At 36.9% G+C, this 17,119-nt stretch carries 22 protein-coding genes; 12 read left to right on the forward strand and 10 right to left on the reverse strand.

What is annotated here, in order from left to right; genetic code table 11:
* Positions 1 to 80: 80 nt before the first annotated feature.
* The 10 genes from C4H12_RS07090 to panC all read right to left on the reverse strand — a co-directional run bounded on the left by C4H12_RS07090 (position 81) and on the right by panC (position 5,788).
* A complete protein-coding gene (locus C4H12_RS07090) occupies positions 81 to 299 on the reverse strand; it encodes a PRTRC system protein C (protein WP_009744763.1) in 219 nt (72 codons plus the stop codon).
* A gap of 27 nt (positions 300 to 326) precedes the next feature.
* Entirely contained in the window at positions 327 to 824 is a 498-nt protein-coding gene (locus C4H12_RS07095) for a PRTRC system protein E (protein WP_002672163.1), read from the reverse strand.
* Positions 825 to 873: 49 nt separating this feature from the next.
* Positions 874 to 1,089, reverse strand: a complete 216-nt coding sequence (locus C4H12_RS07100) for a hypothetical protein (RefSeq protein WP_106098293.1) — start codon at positions 1,087 to 1,089, stop codon at positions 874 to 876.
* Positions 1,090 to 1,108: 19 nt separating this feature from the next.
* A complete protein-coding gene (locus C4H12_RS07105) occupies positions 1,109 to 1,342 on the reverse strand; it encodes a hypothetical protein (RefSeq protein ID WP_009389118.1) in 234 nt (77 codons plus the stop codon).
* 6 nt (positions 1,343 to 1,348) lie between these two features.
* Complete coding sequence (locus tag C4H12_RS07110) at positions 1,349 to 1,555, reverse strand: hypothetical protein (RefSeq protein WP_009744767.1); 207 nt, start codon at positions 1,553 to 1,555, stop codon at positions 1,349 to 1,351.
* Positions 1,552 to 1,998 (reverse strand): hypothetical protein, encoded by a 447-nt coding sequence (locus C4H12_RS07115; RefSeq protein ID WP_106098294.1) that lies wholly within the window; start codon positions 1,996 to 1,998, stop codon positions 1,552 to 1,554. Before C4H12_RS07115 ends, C4H12_RS07110 begins: the two co-directional genes overlap by 4 nt.
* A 29-nt stretch (positions 1,999 to 2,027) precedes the next feature.
* Positions 2,028 to 2,462: a single-stranded DNA-binding protein gene (locus tag C4H12_RS07120; RefSeq protein ID WP_106098295.1), complete on the reverse strand. Its 435-nt coding sequence runs from the start codon at positions 2,460 to 2,462 to the stop codon at positions 2,028 to 2,030.
* A gap of 25 nt (positions 2,463 to 2,487) precedes the next feature.
* Positions 2,488 to 2,823 carry a molybdenum ABC transporter ATP-binding protein gene (locus tag C4H12_RS07125; protein WP_106098296.1) on the reverse strand — a complete coding sequence of 112 codons (336 nt, stop codon included), beginning with the start codon at positions 2,821 to 2,823 and terminating at the stop codon, positions 2,488 to 2,490.
* 590 nt (positions 2,824 to 3,413) lie between these two features.
* A complete protein-coding gene (locus C4H12_RS07135; RefSeq protein WP_106098297.1) occupies positions 3,414 to 4,649 on the reverse strand; it encodes a site-specific integrase in 1,236 nt (411 codons plus the stop codon).
* A 296-nt stretch (positions 4,650 to 4,945) separates the two neighbouring features.
* Positions 4,946 to 5,788 (reverse strand): pantoate--beta-alanine ligase, encoded by an 843-nt coding sequence (gene panC, locus C4H12_RS07140; protein WP_106098298.1) that lies wholly within the window; start codon positions 5,786 to 5,788, stop codon positions 4,946 to 4,948.
* A 110-nt stretch (positions 5,789 to 5,898) separates the two neighbouring features.
* On the opposite strand from panC, the gene C4H12_RS07145 reads away from it, so the two are divergent.
* The 12 genes from C4H12_RS07145 (at position 5,899) to C4H12_RS07200 (ending at position 17,078) form a co-directional block, all read left to right on the forward strand.
* Positions 5,899 to 6,717 (forward strand): glycogen/starch synthase, encoded by an 819-nt coding sequence (locus C4H12_RS07145; protein WP_106098299.1) that lies wholly within the window; start codon positions 5,899 to 5,901, stop codon positions 6,715 to 6,717.
* Positions 6,718 to 8,232 carry a DUF4270 domain-containing protein gene (locus C4H12_RS07150; RefSeq protein ID WP_106098300.1) on the forward strand — a complete coding sequence of 505 codons (1,515 nt, stop codon included), beginning with the start codon at positions 6,718 to 6,720 and terminating at the stop codon, positions 8,230 to 8,232.
* Positions 8,233 to 8,237: 5 nt separating this feature from the next.
* Complete coding sequence (locus C4H12_RS07155; protein WP_106098301.1) at positions 8,238 to 8,561, forward strand: translation initiation factor; 324 nt, start codon at positions 8,238 to 8,240, stop codon at positions 8,559 to 8,561.
* A gap of 34 nt (positions 8,562 to 8,595) precedes the next feature.
* Positions 8,596 to 9,342: a 3-oxoacyl-[acyl-carrier-protein] reductase gene (gene fabG, locus C4H12_RS07160; RefSeq protein ID WP_106098302.1), complete on the forward strand. Its 747-nt coding sequence runs from the start codon at positions 8,596 to 8,598 to the stop codon at positions 9,340 to 9,342.
* Positions 9,343 to 9,378: 36 nt separating this feature from the next.
* Positions 9,379 to 10,188, forward strand: coding sequence for an outer membrane protein assembly factor BamD (locus tag C4H12_RS07165; protein ID WP_106098303.1), 810 nt, complete (start codon positions 9,379 to 9,381; stop codon positions 10,186 to 10,188).
* Positions 10,189 to 10,197: 9 nt separating this feature from the next.
* Complete coding sequence (locus C4H12_RS07170; RefSeq protein ID WP_106098304.1) at positions 10,198 to 10,512, forward strand: DNA-directed RNA polymerase subunit omega; 315 nt, start codon at positions 10,198 to 10,200, stop codon at positions 10,510 to 10,512.
* A 92-nt stretch (positions 10,513 to 10,604) separates the two neighbouring features.
* The gene (gene coaBC, locus C4H12_RS07175) at positions 10,605 to 11,783 is read left to right on the forward strand and encodes a bifunctional phosphopantothenoylcysteine decarboxylase/phosphopantothenate--cysteine ligase CoaBC (protein ID WP_106098305.1); all 1,179 of its coding nucleotides are present in this window, start codon (positions 10,605 to 10,607) and stop codon (positions 11,781 to 11,783) included.
* A gap of 42 nt (positions 11,784 to 11,825) precedes the next feature.
* A complete protein-coding gene (gene fabD / locus C4H12_RS07180; protein WP_106098306.1) occupies positions 11,826 to 12,707 on the forward strand; it encodes an ACP S-malonyltransferase in 882 nt (293 codons plus the stop codon).
* Complete coding sequence (locus tag C4H12_RS07185; protein WP_106098307.1) at positions 12,704 to 13,474, forward strand: ABC transporter ATP-binding protein; 771 nt, start codon at positions 12,704 to 12,706, stop codon at positions 13,472 to 13,474. The genes fabD and C4H12_RS07185 overlap by 4 nt, the downstream gene beginning before the upstream one ends.
* Complete coding sequence (locus tag C4H12_RS07190) at positions 13,467 to 14,225, forward strand: acyl-[acyl-carrier-protein] thioesterase (RefSeq protein ID WP_106098308.1); 759 nt, start codon at positions 13,467 to 13,469, stop codon at positions 14,223 to 14,225. The genes C4H12_RS07185 and C4H12_RS07190 overlap by 8 nt, the downstream gene beginning before the upstream one ends.
* 454 nt (positions 14,226 to 14,679) lie before the next feature.
* On the forward strand, positions 14,680 to 16,275 hold the full coding sequence (locus C4H12_RS07195) for a sensor histidine kinase KdpD (RefSeq protein WP_106098309.1): 1,596 nt from the start codon (positions 14,680 to 14,682) through the stop codon (positions 16,273 to 16,275).
* 53 nt (positions 16,276 to 16,328) lie between these two features.
* Entirely contained in the window at positions 16,329 to 17,078 is a 750-nt protein-coding gene (locus C4H12_RS07200) for a response regulator transcription factor (RefSeq protein ID WP_106098310.1), read from the forward strand.
* The last annotated feature ends 41 nt before the right edge of the window (positions 17,079 to 17,119 follow it).

The following is a 17,119-nucleotide window of genomic DNA, read 5'->3' on the forward strand; positions in this document are numbered from 1 at the left end:
TTGATAATGTTTGTAATTTTAGCTATAAGCCTTGTTTTAAGCTGTTTTACAAGGCTCATAGCTTTAGAATTAGTAGAGATTTAGCCTTTTGTACCCATTGTGATTTGTAGGGGATAGACAACGCTGTCTCCCTCTACATAAGGTGTGCCTGCTTTGGCATTGGTGAGCAGGGGGTAATGGGTGCTGTAAAAATTCTTGACTTGCTCTACTGACCACGATGGATTAGGGTCGGCAAGGTGAATAGTTTGTCGGTTTTCTTCAAAGACAAACATTCTTTTCAGTTGGGTAGCTATGAGCATAACAATACTTTTTTTAGGGGTTAATACTTATTCTTCAAACAAGGTAGGGGCAAAGTGTGTGGATAGTTCTGACCTTTTTTTGCGGATTTTATCGGCATAGTTAGGGAACTCATCGGGAGGAGGTAGTTTTGACCACGCTTCTCGGTACTTGCCCTGCGCTTCTAAATCAGCTACTTTTTTCATAGCCTCATCGTATTTCTTTTGTTGTTTCTCGGCTTTTTCTTTCTCCATAGCTGATTGCCTTTGGGCTTGCTTTTGCGCCTCGATGTACTGCTCCATATTCACAAACAGAGAGGAGGTTTCTTCTAAGGGTTGGGTGATGCTTTGAAAAAAGCCTGCATCTAATTCTTCGGCAGTGCCTCTAAGTACTAAGGGAGGCAAAAGGTGCTTGGCAGGGTCTGAACATTGTTCATTCTCAAGCAATACCGATACAACAAGCTGGCTATTTGCTTCTTGGGTTATGACTAAATGCAGTTTGCCTTGTATGGCTAACTGAGCAATTTGATTGAAAAAATGGGTTTCCATTGGATACTTCGTTTTTAAATTGATACTTCTGTTTTTATATTCTTATCTTTTAAGGGGCTTTTTTAATAGTGTTTTCAGTGCGATAACTCACTGTGTAGCCGTTTGCCTTTACGATAGCTTCTAAGGTTTGTCGGGCTTTGAGGGTTGCCTCTCGGTCTTGGTCGCTAAGGTTCATAAAGTGCAGTGGCTCAAAAGTTCGGATGATTATCCCTATATAGGACAGGGCTTGGGTGTCGGTTGTTAGGGGTTGTTTGAGTGGTTTCATTGAGATACTCTTTTTTAGGTTAAACTACTTCTTGGGGTTCTATCTCAAACTCAATGCTTCTTTTGCTACATTGGGTTTGGTCGTACCATTGCAAGTTGGTTAGGTCGTCTTGGGTAAAGGGTAGCTTGTACCGCTTGCAATAGGCTTTTATCACTTCGATTGCTTTGTACTTGCTTGTGCATACTTGCATAAGGACACGGCTACTCATATAGTGCCAGCTATCGGTTTTATAGACTAAGTAAACGCTTTCCATAGGCTGTTAGGTTTTATTAAGGGTTGAGTTTTGGGCTTCTTTGAGTTGCTTTAGTTTAATATATAAGTCCTGCCAATAGGCTTTTAGCCTCTTGTCTAACGCCTTGTGGGTGTTGTCAGTATGCTTATACCCTCTAAAGCTATCGGCTTGCGCTAAGGCTTTATCAAGGTCGGTTACCTCTATAGGTACGCCATTGAGGTCTGTTATTATCATTTTTCAAAGGTTTTAAAAAGTTCATCAAAACGAATGTCGTCCGTCCAATACTCATCGGAGGAGTATTTTCCATAGGCTTTTATATAGAAATCATCGTATCGGGTAAATACGCTTCGGTAAATATCCAAACGGCTTTCAGGCGTATTGAAAGAGGCTAATTCCTCCTCAGTGAGTTCCACAAAAGCCCAAGTACGTTCTTCCAAAAAGGATAAATCGGGCTGTTCCTCATCGCTGAGGGTATAAAAGTCGGTTCTTGCCTCATAGAAACTAAGGTTTACAAAATCGGGGTCGCTCTTTAGGGTAGATACTTGTTGGGCTACATTTTTCACTTTCTCAAGCCATTGCTTGGTAAGGCTGATAAGGGCAAAGTCGCAACTATCCCAATCGCTATTGGTATAGGCACGCACCAATAGGTGTGTTGTAGGTGTTTTGCTGATATTCATTTTCTGTTCAATTTTAAAGGGTTATACATTTAGAAAGGCAAATCGTCCTCGTCTTCCTCTGCGACTTGCCCTGCTGTGACTTGGGGCTTTGGCAAAGGTCTTATGGCATTTGTGTTATTTGTCTCACTTGCAGAGGTATTAGGTGTTACTTCTGCTTTCTTGCTAAAGTGGAATTTGATTTTGGAGGTGTGAAAGTTCAAGCCTGCTTGAGGCTCTCCCTCACGATTGAGCCACGCTCTTGCCGATACTCGTCCTTCCAATTCAACCAATGTGCCTTTGGTAAGGTACGGAGCAACTCCCGTACTGAGCCAATAAGAACAGTCAAAAAAGGAGGTCTGTTGTACGTTTTCACCTGCTTTGTTTCGGTAGTTGTCGTTCACTGCTACAGAGAAATTAACTACTTGTTTGCCATTTGATAGGGTTTGCACTTGTGCATTTTCGGTAAGTCTTCCTACGATATTCATAAACGTTCTATTTGTTATTAGGTTACTAAATTTCTACTATTTGGTCTATGCGCCCATAAAGATAGGCACGGAGGCTGGTGCGGTCGATAGCATAGTATTCATACCAAGTATTATACTGCTTTACAATGAACTTTTTCAGTATATCGGAAAAATCAAATCGGTAGCCCAATAAGGGGATAGCATTCCTAAAAAAGCAGTTACTATTGACCGCTTGAGTAATCCAATTTTTCTCTGTTCGGGTGAGTTTCTCACCGCTATTGAGTTTTACACGGAGCTGATAGACTTGGCAGTCTTTCAGATGTTCTAAGGGGCTTATTTCGTGAGACACGAATTTAGTTGCGATACAGGGTTCTTTTTTCATCTTGTTGCATTTTAGGAGTTTTATACGGCTTTACGGCTTGTTTGGACACGATACGCACGATTTTCGGCTTTTAGGTTGTCTTTTTGAAATTTTTTATTCGACAATGGGAGGAAAAGCGGTATTCGTTTCAAAAAACAATCTGTAAGAAGCGGCATTTTTCTCATATTTGACATTTTTTTTATTCGCTTAAAGGTCGGAATGAGCTGGTTTCGTTTCGAGTGCCATAAAAGGTCTGTGTTTAGCTTCTGCAAGGTTTTTCAAAAAAATACTACCCGCAGGACAACGGACAAGGGCTGGAGATTTTTTTGAAAACCCATCGGGCTTGACCTTGCAAGAAGCGTTAATAACACAGAAATACCTTTGCACTCGAACAACGAACCGCCATTACGTGCCTTAAGTGTTTAAAACAGGGAAAATAGGTAAGTCTTAATGACGTATTTCTATTTGTGACAAACGAATACCCTTTTCCTTATTTGTTGAAGTCTTTTTCTCTTCTAATGGCTTTCTGTAAGGCAACAAAAAAATCCATCGACACATCTCTTTTTGAAATGTTATCAATGGATTTCTAATTTTTAAAAGACACTGAGAAGTTATCCTATCTTTAAGTTTTTTAATCGTTCGGCAGCAATTTCCATATCCTTGCTAATTTTCTCATTGGTGATTTTAGCATAAATCTGGGTGGTTTTGATATTCTTATGTCCCATCATCTTGCTAACGCTTTCCAAGGGAACCCCTTCTGTTAAGAACAGAGTACCAAAGGTATGGCGTGCCCAGTGAAATGAAATGGGTTTTTCACGAATGATGTTACAATCTTTCATCATCTTTTTGATCAGGAGGTTGCAATTAGCATTGGAGGGCGTAGGAAACAGTGCCTCTGTACGAGTCGTACCCTCATATTTTTCAATAATTTTCTCGGCTATATCCAATAGGCGTACATTACAGGGTACATCAGATTTCTGACGGCGTTTGATAAGCCATTTGTTGCCGTCAAAGAACGATTGTAAGTGACTTTTTTTGAGCTGCTTGATGTCAATATACGAAAAACCTGTAAAGCAACTAAAAACAAATAGGTCTCGTACTAATTCAGCAGAAGCACTCTTAGGGTGATATTGCAGAAGAGCTTCTACTTCCTCTCTAAGCAAATAACCTCTGTCTTTCTCCTCCATAGAACTTATATAATTCTTAAAAGGATTGCGATAGATAATTCCTTTGTCTATCGCTATTTCTACCATTTTACAAAGGGGCATCATATAAACCCATATTGTGTTGTGAGTAAGACTTTTATTAACTCTAAGATAGAAGTCGAACTCATTGATAAAGACTTCTGTAAGCTCTTTGAAAGAAATATCACTTCTGCGGTATTTGTACTGGATAAATTCGCTCAAATGAGTATATACATTCTCATATTTGTTGAGCGTACTATAACTTCTAACACCTTTTTCTACCATCAAAACAAAGTCCTCTTTGAACTTCTCATAGACTTTTAGCAAGGAATCTTCCATTACTCCTATGCCTAGGAAAGCAGCTTTTAGCTTCTGAGCAGTAACCACTCCCTCGTACTTCATCAGTTCCTCATAATGAGTAACCATACGTGAGCGAATCTCTTCCAGCTTGCGATTAAGTTGGGTAGCTTCTTCTGTTTTACCTGTTACCCTTCCGTACTTCAAATCCCATTTCTGCGGAAGGATTTCAAGTTTGGTACTAAACTGAGCTACCTGATTGTCAATGGTAATACGCCCCATAATAGCAACCTTACCGTTCTTCTTTGGGGCATTCTTTTTAAGGTAAAACAATACCTTAAAGGTTGAGCGTTTTACTTTTTTCATACTCTAATTTTTTAATTTGCGAAAGTACTTTTTATCAAGTTACTGTACAATATGAAAAAAGGTGTAAAACACTGAAATATAACCTATTAATAAAAATTATTTTTCAAGGTATTAGGTAACGATTTAGAAACCTAATTTTGAAAAAGCCTGTCCAAATCATCTAAGACTCTGTCTTCTCTTATCTTCCTATCAAAAAAATAATCCTCTTTGTATGAGCTAATTATATTATTTTTTTGTAGTTTTGCATTTTAAATTCTATTTTTTATAAAAGTAGTTGAAATTTTGCTTTATCTTCGTTACATACTCATATTGTCTATAAGTCTCACCCCTTCAGCGTGTACCACAATAAAAGCACGATAGTTCTTCCCACCTTCTTTCTTAGTAATATGCTGTAAGGTATCAGCATCAGTAATCGTAAAATATTCCAAACTAAAATCACTTTCTTTGGCAAAAACCTCTTTTACCCACGCTTCAACCTCAGTAGGAGTATGAGTCGCAAAGCGCTCTTTAGCAGCCATAAGCGTACGATAGATAAAAGTAGCACGCTTTTTCATTTCCTCACTAAGCAAGGCATTGCGTGAGCTTAGGGCTAAGCCCTCTTCATTGCGTACTATTGCACACGGAACTATAGTTACTGGCAAACCTTTTTGCTCTACCATTTTCTTTATTATAAGCAGCTGTTGGTAGTCTTTTTCACCAAAATAAGCACGGTCAGGAAGTACTATTTCAAAAAGCTTGTTCACTATAGTACCCACACCATCAAAATGACCAGGACGAGAAGAACCTTCCATCTCCTTATCCAATTGCCCAAAATCAAAAGATTCCGAAGATACATCAGAGCCATAAATATCAGCCACTGTAGGAGCAAATATAAGCAGGTCAGGAGCTACAGTAGCCAGTAGCGCTGCATCAGCTTCAAGGGTCCTAGGGTATCGCTCCAAGTCAGTCGGATTATTGAACTGAGTAGGGTTCACAAAAATACTTACAACAGTAATATCATTCTCTTCTTTCGCTTTTTTTACAAGAGATAAATGCCCGTTGTGCAAGGCGCCCATAGTAGGTACTAAACCTATTGTTTTTCCCTGATTTTTAAGTGATTGCAGTGTGTTATGGAGCACATTTTGTTCAGTATAAATCATTGTTTTAAAATCTTTTTGGGTGCAAACTTATAAATAATTTGTGGATATGTGCATATTTTTTTGTACTTTTGTCCCTTCTAAGGAGCTATATTAAAAATAAAATACTTTTTATGAAGGATAAAAAAGTACTCTATGTATCGTCAGAAGTGTTGCCTTACTCGCCTTATAGCGAGTTAGCGAGTATGTCGTTTGAAGCGCCAAGGATGGTGAATGCCAACGGAGGGCAAATACGAATTTTTATGCCTAAATTTGGCAACATTAATGAACGTCGGCATCAGCTACACGAAGTCATTAGGCTTTCAGGTATCAATATTGTTATTAACGATATTGATGTCCCACTGATTATCAAGGTAGCTTCTATTCCTAAAGAACGAATTCAGGTATATTTTATTGATAATGATGAATATTTTGATCGCACCGGCACACTATTTGATGAGGAAAATAATATGTATGCCGATAATGACGAACGTTGCATATTTTTCGCTAAAGGAATTGTCGAAACAGTAAAAAAACTGAATTGGTTACCCGATATCATTCATATACACGGTTGGGTATCAACCCTTTTGCCTTTGTACCTACGCACTTATTACAAGGACGAACCTATTTTTTCAGAAAGTAAAATTATCACATCAGTAACCGATACTGATTATGAAGGAACTCTAAATAGTGCACTTATTAACAAAGTAGCTTTTGATGGTATGAGCAAAAAAACAATTGAACCACTCAAAAACCCCACATATTACAACCTAATGCGAATGTCTATCAAGCATTCCGATGGTGTGATTGTAGTCAGCAATCCTGAAAATATGCCTGCAGACTTTGTTACCTACCTTAAAAATTTGCGCAAACCGGTTCTATACAATCCCGATAAGGAGACTTTCCAAAACTCTTATCGTGATTTTTATACCAAAATTCTAAATAAAAAATAAATGAGAAAAATACATCTGTACCTATTTTTAACAGTATTTGGAGTACTTGCTTCTGCTTGTACTAATGATTCATTCAATGAAATTGATGGGGCTCTTCTTAAAGACCCTAACTTTAACACTGGTACCTTCACTGCTACCATTTCAGTTGCTAACATTAAAGAAGATGCTATCCAAACCAATGGTTTAGGAGGCTACTTATTAGGTCAATACACCCAAGCGCCTTTTGGCACCAAATCAGCTACTATTATTGCTCAAGTAGGACTTACAAGTGTAAATCCTACCTTCGGTAGCTACTCACAAGCCAATGAGGATAAAAATAACAAGCAAGAAAATGAAACTGTTACCGAGGCTTATCTCTATATACCTTTTTATACCCCCTATACTAGCAGTAATAATTTTACCTATACAAAAGATACCGAATATCAATTGGATTCAATATATGGTAACAAAGCTGCTACTTTTGGTATAGATATCAAAGAGTTAAATTACTTTTTAAGTAATATAGGTGCCGATCTAAAATCAAAAGAATATTACAGCAATGATAGCGCTCTTAGAACTCAGTTAGGTAACTCAATAGCAGCTACCAGCACAGCTACTTTTAGCATTAGTAATAAAGGGATAGTACGCTATGAGTTTGATAATCCTCAAACCACTGATGATGAAAGCAAAAAACAACACGATGTGCTTGCTCCAGGCTTGCGTATTCCTCTAGATGCCAACTTCTTTCAATCAAAAATTATTAGCAAAGAAGGTAGTGCCGCTTTACAAAACCTAACCGATTTTCAGAAATATTTTCGCGGTATAGCCATTTCAGCCAATAACTTATCGGCAGAAGTAATGATGCTTTTAAATATGGCAAGTGCCAAGATTGAAATTGTATACACTTATAATGCAACTGTAAAAGGAGAAACAAAAGTACAGAAAAACCGATTTGAAATGCCTGTAAATGGTATTGCTATCAATCTGTTTAACAACAGTGGCGAAACCCTTACCGATAGCAGCAAAATATACCTTAGCGGGGCTTTAGGGCAAATAGCTAACCTTACTATAGCCGATACTGATATTGCACGTATGAAATCAGAAAAACTAATGGTAAGTGATGCTAGCCTATTACTATATATTGATACTGATGTCTCTTACCTAAAAGAACCTGAACGCTTGTATATCTACAATGCCAATACAGGTGCATCACTCGCCGATTACCAATATGACCCTACTAGCAATCAGGCATCAGCATCGGCAGAGTTAATACATTTAGGAAAGTTACACAAAGAAAATGGCAAAGGTACTTATTACCGCCTGCGCATTACCAATCACATACTAAACCTTATAAGCAGTAATACTGCCAATGTACCTTTGGCTATAAGCATAGGTTCCAATGTGAAAAATACAAATAGTGTAAATTACCAAAAGGGTTCCAATAAGAAAAAAGTTGCCGTACAAACTGCTGTAACACCTTTAGGTACTGTTATTAAAGATGTGAAATTAATAATTAACTACACTAAAGCTAAATAGTAATTATGGATTTGCGTGAGCAACTAAAAGCACTTTTCCCTGAACACCAAGAGGAAGAAACTCCTACCCTACCCACCTCTAATGTATGGTTGCAAGACGACCCTTTGCTGTGCAAATACGAAAAACGCAAAGGCAAACCCATAACTATTATTGAAGGGTACAATGGTGCCGATAATGATTTTAAAGTATTAGCTAAAGAGCTAAAAACTCATTTAGGCGTAGGTGGTACTGTCAAAGATGATAGTATTATCATACAAGGTGATTATCGAGATACCATTATGAAACTTTTAACCGAAAAAGGTTTTAAGGTAAAAAGAGTAGGAGGATAACAATAATTAAACAATTAATAATTAGTAATTATATATGAAATTATTAGAAGGAAAAACAGCTATTATCACAGGTGCCAGTCGTGGTATAGGGCGTGGTATAGCCGAAGTATTTGCAGCTCAAGGGGCTAATATTGCCTTTTCATATAGCTCATCAGTTGAGGCTGCTAAACGTTTAGAAGAGCAACTAAGCTCTTTAGGGGTCAAAGTAAAAGGCTACCAAAGTGATGCTTCAAGCTTTACCCAATCACAAGAGTTTGCTGATGCTGTAGCAGCCGAGTTTGGCAGTATCGATATATTGGTAAACAATGCTGGTATCACAAAAGATAACCTACTGATGCGCATCACCGAAGAAGACTTTGATAAAGTAATCGAAGTGAATCTCAAATCAGTATTCAATATGACCAAAGCTGTACAACGTGTAATGCTAAAACAGCGCAAAGGCTCTATTATTAATATGAGTAGTGTAGTAGGTGTTAAAGGAAATGCAGGACAATCTAACTACGCTGCCTCCAAGGCTGGTATTATTGGTTTTACCAAATCAATAGCACTGGAATTAGGCTCTCGTAACATACGTTGTAATGCAATTGCTCCTGGTTTTATTGAAACAGAAATGACCGCTGTTCTTGATGAAAAAGTAATACAAGGCTGGCGTGATGCTATTCCTTTAAAACGCGGTGGGCAACCCGAAGATGTAGCCAATGCTTGTGTGTTTTTAGCCTCCGATATGTCGGCTTACATCACTGGCCAAGTGCTAAATGTCGATGGCGGAATGCTTACATAATTTTGTTATTTCAAAAAAACTATTTACTTTTGCCGAATGTTAATGAAAAAACTTATCATTATCGGTTGCTTAGCGGTGCTTTTCACTTCGTGTGGAGAGTACCAAAAGGCTTTAAAATCAACCGATAGCAGCGTCAAATACGCCGAAGCTGAAAAGCAATACAAAAACAAAAAATACAAAAAAGCCATTCGCCTTTTTGATAATATACAAAGTGAATATGCAGGTCGCCCACAGGGTGAACGCTTGTTTTTTCTCTTTGGCGATGCTTATTATCAAACAGGACAATACGGATTGGCTTCTTACCAGTTTGAACGCCTACAACGCCTCTACCCCCGTAGTGATAAAGCTATGGAATCGGCTTTTTTGGAGGCTAAGTGCTACTACCTCCAAGTACCTGTTTACAGTGTAGACCAAACCTATACAAACCAAGCACTGGAAAAATTACAGTACTTTATAGATAGATATCCCAATTCAGATTATGCCAAAGAGGCTAATGAAATGATATTGGAACTGGTAACCCAATTAGAGAAAAAAGAGTTTGAAATAGCCAAACAGTACGACCTTATTCGCGACTATCAGGCTGCTATGAAAACTCTCGATAATTTTTTATCTAATAACCCCGGTAGTATATTTAGAGAGGAAGCTCTTTACACACGCTTGCACTCAGCCTATGAGTGGGCTATTAATAGTATTGAAAGCAAACAAGAAGAGCGCTTAAAAACCGCTAAAGAAGCTTATGATAACTTACTAATAGCTTTCCCCGAAACTAAGTATAGAAAAAACGCCGACTATATGCTTGGCAAAGTTAATAACGCACTGAAAAGTATTACAACATCACAAAAATAAGTATTCATTATGGATTTTAAACGAATCGACGCTCCCACAACCACTGTTACTTACAACAAATCGGCTATAGAAGCTCCTACAGGCAATATCTATGAGGCTATCTCTATCATTGCTAAAAGAGCTAACCAAATTAATGCTGAAATTAAGAAGGAACTTGTTGAAAAATTAGAGGCTTTTGCTACTAATAATGATACCTTAGAAGAGATATTTGAAAACAAAGAGCAGATAGAGGTGTCTCGCTTTTACGAGCGCTTACCTAAACCTCAGGCTATTGCTGTAAAAGAATGGTTGGAAGGGAAAGTATATTTTCGCGAAACTGAGTAGTTTTTAATTTAACACATAAATTTGAATGTTATTTGGCTTTAAGCTGTAAGCACTAGCTTGCCGTTTAAAGCCTTTTTATATATTATTTAATTATGAATATTGTTCTTGGTATTACGGCAGGTATTGCAGCCTACAAAACCCCTCAATTAGTACGGTTACTAACCAAAAACGGACACACAGTAAAGGTTATTCTTACTGAAAATGCTAAAGAGTTTGTTACCCCTCTTACCCTAAGCACAGTATCTAAAAATACAGTGTTTTCTGCCTTTACCTCTGTTGAAAATGATTGGCATAGTCACGTAGAGCTAGCCTTATGGGCTGATGTAATGCTAATAGCACCCGCTACTGCTAATACCATAGCCAAAATGGCACACGGCATTTGTGATAATTTATTGCTTGCTACTTACTTTTCAGCCAAAGCACCTGTATTTGTAGCTCCTGCTATGGATTTGGATATGTATGCTCATCCTACTGTTACCGAGAATTTAAAACAATTACAATCCTTTGGTAATCATATAATCCCTGCAGCCTATGGTGAATTGGCAAGCGGACTCATAGGACAAGGACGTATGGCTGAACCTGAAGATATCGTAACTTTTCTAGAGAATACCCTCACCCCTAATCTTCCTTTAAAAGGTAAAAAAATACTTATTACTGCTGGCCCTACTTATGAGGCTATTGATCCTGTACGCTTTATAGGTAACTTCTCATCAGGAAAAATGGGAATTGCTCTTGCCAACGAGGCCATAACTCAAGGTGCAGAGGTGCACTTGGTATTGGGACCTTCTTCTGAAAAAAATATCAATCCTCATATCCACCTTCACAAAGTAGTAAGTGCACAGCAGATGTATGAAGCTACCATTGCACAGTTTTCTACTTGTAACATTGCTATTTTAGCTGCTGCCGTAGCCGATTTTACTCCCGAAGTAGTAGCCCCTGAAAAAATTAAAAAGAAAGGTGACCAGCTACATATAACTTTAGTTCCTACTGTTGATATATTAGCTTCTTTAGGCAAAATAAAAACTACCCAAACCCTTATTGGTTTTGCTTTAGAAACCGAAAATGAGATAGAAAACGCACAAAACAAACTTAACAGAAAGAACTTAGATGCTATTGTACTAAACTCATTACGTGATGCCGGAGCAGGATTTGGCACTGATACCAATAAGATAACTTTTATCACTCCTGCTAAGCAAATAGCCTTCCCGTTAAAGAATAAACAAGAAGTAGCTTTTGATATTTTAGCACAAATCATTGCTATTTCAGAATAAATTTATAATTTTGTACTTCTAACAATAAAAAAATAGAAATAAATGAAAGCATACATCTTCCCTGGCCAAGGTGCCCAGTTTGTAGGTATGGGTCTTGACTTATACGAAAAATCGGCTGAAGCCAAATCTCTTTTTGAAGAAGCTAATGGCATTTTAGGCTTTAGCATTACTGATATTATGTTCAGTGGTACTGATGAAGACCTAAAACAAACCAAAGTAACTCAACCAGCTATCTTCCTACACTCTGTAATACTAAGCAAAGTATTAGGTAAAGACTTTACTCCACAAATGGTAGCAGGACATTCTTTAGGTGAATTCTCGGCTTTAGTTGCTAATGGTGTTCTTTCATTTGCCGATGGGTTGCAATTAGTAGCTAAACGTGCTGCTGCTATGCAAAAGGCTTGCGAATTACAACCTGGTACAATGGCTGCCGTGTTAGGTTTGGAGGATGCTAAAGTGGAAGAACTTTGTGCAGCTGTCAGCGGAATTGTAACTCCTGCCAACTATAATTGTCCAGGTCAGTTAGTGATTTCAGGTGAACTCAAAGCAGTAGAAGCGGCTTGCGAAAAAATGAAAGAAGCAGGCGCTAAGAAAGCACTTATCTTATCTGTGAGTGGGGCTTTCCATTCTGTATTGATGAAACCTGCTGAAGAAGAATTAGCTGCAGCAATTGAACAAACAGCATTCCACAAACCATTATGCCCTGTATATCAAAATGTAACCACTACAGCCGTAAACGATGAAAACGCTATCAAAACCAACCTTATCAAGCAACTTACTGCCCCTGTGAAATGGACACAAAGCGTACAACAAATGATAGCCGATGGTGCTACCGAATTTGTAGAAGTAGGCCCTGGTAAGGTGTTGCAAGGTTTGGTGAAAAAGATAAATAAAGAGGCAGTGGTAGCCTCGGCTGAACTATGATACAAGTAGAAAATTTACATAAATCTTTTAATGGTACTGAGGTATTGAAAGGCATTTCTACCGTATTTGAAAAAGGCAAAACAAATCTTATCATTGGGCAAAGTGGTTCAGGAAAAACAGTATTTCTCAAATCACTCTTAGGACTCTTCACCCCCGACTCAGGCGATATCATCTACGATGGGGTAAAATATGCCGATATGAAACGCAAAGAACAAGTAGCCCTCCGCCAAAAAATGGGAATGGTATTCCAAGGAAGTGCCTTATTCGATTCTATGACAGTGTTGGAAAATGTGATGTTTCCTTTAAAAATGTTCTCGCAAAAATCAGCCGATGAAATCCGTGAACGTGCGAATACTGTATTAAGCCGCGTAAACCTCATAAATGCAGAAAATAAGCTGCCTTCAGAAATATCAGGAGGAATGCAAAAACGAGTAGCTATAGCACGCGCCATTGTAAACCAGCCTAATTACCTTTTTTGCGATGAACCCAACTCGGGACTTGACCCTAAAACTTCTATTGTTATTGATAATCTCATTCAGGAGATAACGGAAGAATTTAACATTACTACTGTTATCAACACTCACGATATGAACTCAGTAATGGAGATTGGGGCTAAGATAGTCTTCTTAAAAAATGGTTATAAAGAGTGGGAAGGTTCTAAAAACACTATTTTCCACACCGATAATGAGGCGGTTACTGATTTTGTATATTCGTCTGAACTCTTTAAAAAAGTACGAAAAGCTTATTTAGATGAACACAATGAATAAAACAATCTTTACAGAAACTTATAAAGTACGCAGTACACAAGTGAATCTTAATAACCAACTTGGGTTATATGGGGTATTAGGTATGCTACAAGATATAGCAGCTGAGCACGCCTCTTACTTAGGTTTCGGGTATAAACAATTAGTGAAAAAAGGCTTTTTTTGGGCTTTAATTCAACAGCACCTCAAAATGGATTACTGGCCTCAATGGAATGAGCAAATCACAATAAAAACATGGTCGTTACCTGTGCAAGGGGTCTATGCCTTTCGTGAATTTGAACTTTATTGGAAGGATAAAAAGATAGGTGAATGTACTAGTACTTGGATTACAATAGATATACAAAGTAGAAAACCTATTGAACTGAGTGAACAGCAAGAGATTTTCTTCCCGCGTACTGAAGGAGGACTCAATTTCAAAACCCAACGTATCACACTACCCGAAGATATGTATCAGGTAAATGAATTTCCTGTAAGGGTAAGTGACCTTGATATGAATTCACATGTAAATAATGTGAAATACAGCCAATGGGCATTAGATATGATGAATGAGCGCGCTCATAGAGAGTGGGTAATTAAGGAGTATGCTATTAACTTTTTATCAGAGACTTTTATGGGTGACCAAATGCAAGGTTTTAAAAGTAAAGGTAGGTATTTAAACGAAGCTCATACTTTGGTAGAAACTTATCATTATGCTCAGAAAGTAGGTGGTGTAAAACCTGCTTTTATATCGCATTGGACTGCTGAAAATATTTAAATAAGAAACAACAAAATAATTAATGCTGAAAGGATTTTTATAATTCTTTCAGCTTTTTTTATTTTATTTAGGTTTTAAGAAAATAGTTAACAATACTATCAGGTAATTAAAAGCGTTGTATAAATGAATAAATTTGGTTAGGATTAGTATAATTTACAAATTTGTGGTTTTTCTATTTTTCAAGATAAAAATAGAAAAAAATCACTTTTTTATATTGTTTGACAGAAAATCGGAGTTTGACAACAGTATGTTTATCCTCCAACTAAGCTCCAAGATTCCTATAAGGTAGCTCCAAGATAGCTCCAACAGAAAATTTTTCTGTTTGCAATAGAATTGAATTTTTGGAGTTTTTAGCCTTATTTTTGTGTTTACTCCCCCTTTGTTAATTATTTAGTTGAAAAAAAAATTTAAGAAACATTGTGTTTTTTTAATTTTTTTGTTGTAACTTTGCCGTGTGAACAAGAAGTTATACATACTCGTGATTGCTCTTACGAGTCTTTCGCTGATTGGTATTATCATTATTCAAGGCTATTGGATCAAGTCGGCAATAGATGATAAGGAGGAGGCTTTTACTTACTCTATTCAGCAGATACTCAATAGTGTAGCTAAACAAATTGAACAAGATGAAGTGGATAAGTATGTGGCTAAGTTTATCAGCTTACGTGAGAGTGATCATGCAATAAGCTTGAAAGAGAACCACTTGCGAGAATTTATCTATGTGCAAGAAAACAAAAATAATAAGGAAACTTTTATCTATAAACACGGAATCTTGGAGGAAGATTATATAATTCCTGCTAGCCAACAGTTGACTGATCAGTTCGGTATTGGCAATACTGAAGATAGTATTACTTTAAAGAATTATATTCTGCAAAAAAGTGTTCAAAAGGTGCTGAATGGTAATGATCTTGATGTTTCAGAATCAGAATCTGTAGCTTATAAAAAACTAAGTGAACTACCAGAAATAGAGCGGGTAATGATTGAGGAGTTGTTCAAAAGTATTATTAGCCAGCAGACAATTAGTGAGCGCGTAAGCAATGAACAATTACGGGGATTGATAACAAAATTGCTAAAGGAAAGGGGACTGAATTTGCCTTTTGAGTTTGCCGTGTACAATAAGGGCGTACTTTCAAAAGTACATAGTAAATACTTTGAGCCTAATGAAACTAAGGAGTATAGTACATTACTATTCGGCAGTAATAGTCCTAGTGATTCACTTTATGAACTGACGGTAGTTTTCCCACAAAGAGAACGGTTTGTACTATCGTCAATCATTGAAATAGCAACCTTATCAACTATTTTTGTACTGACAATTATTGGGGTATTCATTTTTACTATTCACCAATTACTTACGCAACGGCGGATTTCTGAGATTAAAACGGATTTCATAAATAATATGACGCATGAGTTCAAAACACCTATTGCGACAATGAACTTGGTGCTAGACAGCTTAAAATCTCCTGCTGCAAGAGAAGATCCTAACAAAGTGTTACATTACGTACAAATATTAAAGCAGGAGAATAAGCGAATGTTATCGCAAGTAGAGAATATTTTACAAATTTCACGCTTAGAAAAAGATAATTTACAGTTGGAACGTGATCCTTTAGATGTACATGAAGTGATTATTACTGCTATTATGCATTTGCAACCTATACTAAATGAACGTAATGGGATCATTAGGCAGCATTTTTTAGCAAGTAATAGTGATATATCAGCTAATGAATCACATTTAACTAATGTTTTTGTGAATGTAATTGAAAATGCTATTAAATATTCACCTAATTCGCCTGAAATAGATATTTATACTGAGAATATAAAAAATAGGATACTGATACGTGTGAAAGACAGAGGGCAAGGTATGAATAAACAGGCTGTACGTCATATTTTTGACAAGTTTTACCGTGAACATACTGGTGACTTGCATAATGTAAAAGGACACGGTTTAGGACTTGCTTACGTAAAAAGTATTGTGGAGTATCACCAAGGAACCATAACAGTACAAAGTGATAAAGATAAAGGCACTACTTTTTTTATCAAACTACCTATAATTTAAAAAAGGAACTAATAACACAGCTTATACATTTAACTTTTAAACATTAATGAAATATGAACGGAAACTATTACGGTGGTAAAGCACCCTCAGAAAACAAGCGTATATTGCTTGTGGAAGATGATCCTAACTTTGGGACTGTACTGAAAGATTACTTGGTTATGAGTGGCTTTGATGTAACCTTAGCCAAGAATGGTATGGAAGGATTTGAACGATTCAAAAAAGAGCCTTACGATATGTGTATTCTTGATGTAATGATGCCTTATAAAGACGGATTTACATTGGCAAAGGAAATACGTGAGAAGAATGAAAAAATTCCAATCATTTTCTTAACTGCGCGCACTATGCGCGAAGATGTAATAAAAGGATATAGATCGGGTGGTGATGACTACTTGAACAAACCTTTTGATTCAGAAATCTTATTAATGAAAATACGCTCGATGTTACAACGCAAAAACATTGAGACAATAGTAGACAGCAATAAGTTTGAATTTGAAATAGGTAAATTTTTCTTGAACACTAAATTGCGCATTTTAAAATACGCTAATGAAGAACCTGTAAAACTTTCACCTAAAGAAAATGAGTTATTGCGTTTATTAGCCTTGCATACTGACGACTTTATGTCACGCGAGTTGGCTCTTTCTAAAATCTGGAAAGATGATAATTACTTTACTTCACGCAGTATGGATGTGTATATTGCTAAACTAAGAAAACTACTTAAAAAAGATGACAAAGTAGAAATCTTAAACATACACGGAGAAGGTTTCAGATTGGTAGCTGACAAGGAAGCTGAAGGATTTATTTAAAAAAATATTCAATATTCATTGTTAATTGAGAAAAGTTTTGT

Origin of the sequence: Capnocytophaga sp. oral taxon 878 (genome assembly GCF_002999135.1) — a bacterium.
In the GTDB taxonomy this organism is placed as follows: Bacteria; Bacteroidota; Bacteroidia; order Flavobacteriales; family Flavobacteriaceae; genus Capnocytophaga.

Coding starts and splice junctions, on each gene's coding strand:
- C4H12_RS07090 (WP_009744763.1), bottom strand. CDS start 299: ATGCTCATAGCTACCCAACTGAAAAGAATGTTTGTCTTTGAAGAAAAC.
- C4H12_RS07095 (WP_002672163.1), bottom strand. CDS start 824: ATGGAAACCCATTTTTTCAATCAAATTGCTCAGTTAGCCATACAAGGC.
- C4H12_RS07100 (WP_106098293.1), bottom strand. CDS start 1,089: ATGAAACCACTCAAACAACCCCTAACAACCGACACCCAAGCCCTGTCC.
- C4H12_RS07105 (WP_009389118.1), bottom strand. CDS start 1,342: ATGGAAAGCGTTTACTTAGTCTATAAAACCGATAGCTGGCACTATATG.
- C4H12_RS07110 (WP_009744767.1), bottom strand. CDS start 1,555: ATGATAATAACAGACCTCAATGGCGTACCTATAGAGGTAACCGACCTT.
- C4H12_RS07115 (WP_106098294.1), bottom strand. CDS start 1,998: ATGAATATCAGCAAAACACCTACAACACACCTATTGGTGCGTGCCTAT.
- C4H12_RS07120 (WP_106098295.1), bottom strand. CDS start 2,462: ATGAATATCGTAGGAAGACTTACCGAAAATGCACAAGTGCAAACCCTA.
- C4H12_RS07125 (WP_106098296.1), bottom strand. CDS start 2,823: ATGAAAAAAGAACCCTGTATCGCAACTAAATTCGTGTCTCACGAAATA.
- C4H12_RS07135 (WP_106098297.1), bottom strand. CDS start 4,649: ATGAAAAAAGTAAAACGCTCAACCTTTAAGGTATTGTTTTACCTTAAA.
- panC (WP_106098298.1), bottom strand. CDS start 5,788: ATGATTTATACTGAACAAAATGTGCTCCATAACACACTGCAATCACTT.
- C4H12_RS07145 (WP_106098299.1), top strand. CDS start 5,899: ATGAAGGATAAAAAAGTACTCTATGTATCGTCAGAAGTGTTGCCTTAC.
- C4H12_RS07150 (WP_106098300.1), top strand. CDS start 6,718: ATGAGAAAAATACATCTGTACCTATTTTTAACAGTATTTGGAGTACTT.
- C4H12_RS07155 (WP_106098301.1), top strand. CDS start 8,238: ATGGATTTGCGTGAGCAACTAAAAGCACTTTTCCCTGAACACCAAGAG.
- fabG (WP_106098302.1), top strand. CDS start 8,596: ATGAAATTATTAGAAGGAAAAACAGCTATTATCACAGGTGCCAGTCGT.
- C4H12_RS07165 (WP_106098303.1), top strand. CDS start 9,379: ATGTTAATGAAAAAACTTATCATTATCGGTTGCTTAGCGGTGCTTTTC.
- C4H12_RS07170 (WP_106098304.1), top strand. CDS start 10,198: ATGGATTTTAAACGAATCGACGCTCCCACAACCACTGTTACTTACAAC.
- coaBC (WP_106098305.1), top strand. CDS start 10,605: ATGAATATTGTTCTTGGTATTACGGCAGGTATTGCAGCCTACAAAACC.
- fabD (WP_106098306.1), top strand. CDS start 11,826: ATGAAAGCATACATCTTCCCTGGCCAAGGTGCCCAGTTTGTAGGTATG.
- C4H12_RS07185 (WP_106098307.1), top strand. CDS start 12,704: ATGATACAAGTAGAAAATTTACATAAATCTTTTAATGGTACTGAGGTA.
- C4H12_RS07190 (WP_106098308.1), top strand. CDS start 13,467: ATGAATAAAACAATCTTTACAGAAACTTATAAAGTACGCAGTACACAA.
- C4H12_RS07200 (WP_106098310.1), top strand. CDS start 16,329: ATGAACGGAAACTATTACGGTGGTAAAGCACCCTCAGAAAACAAGCGT.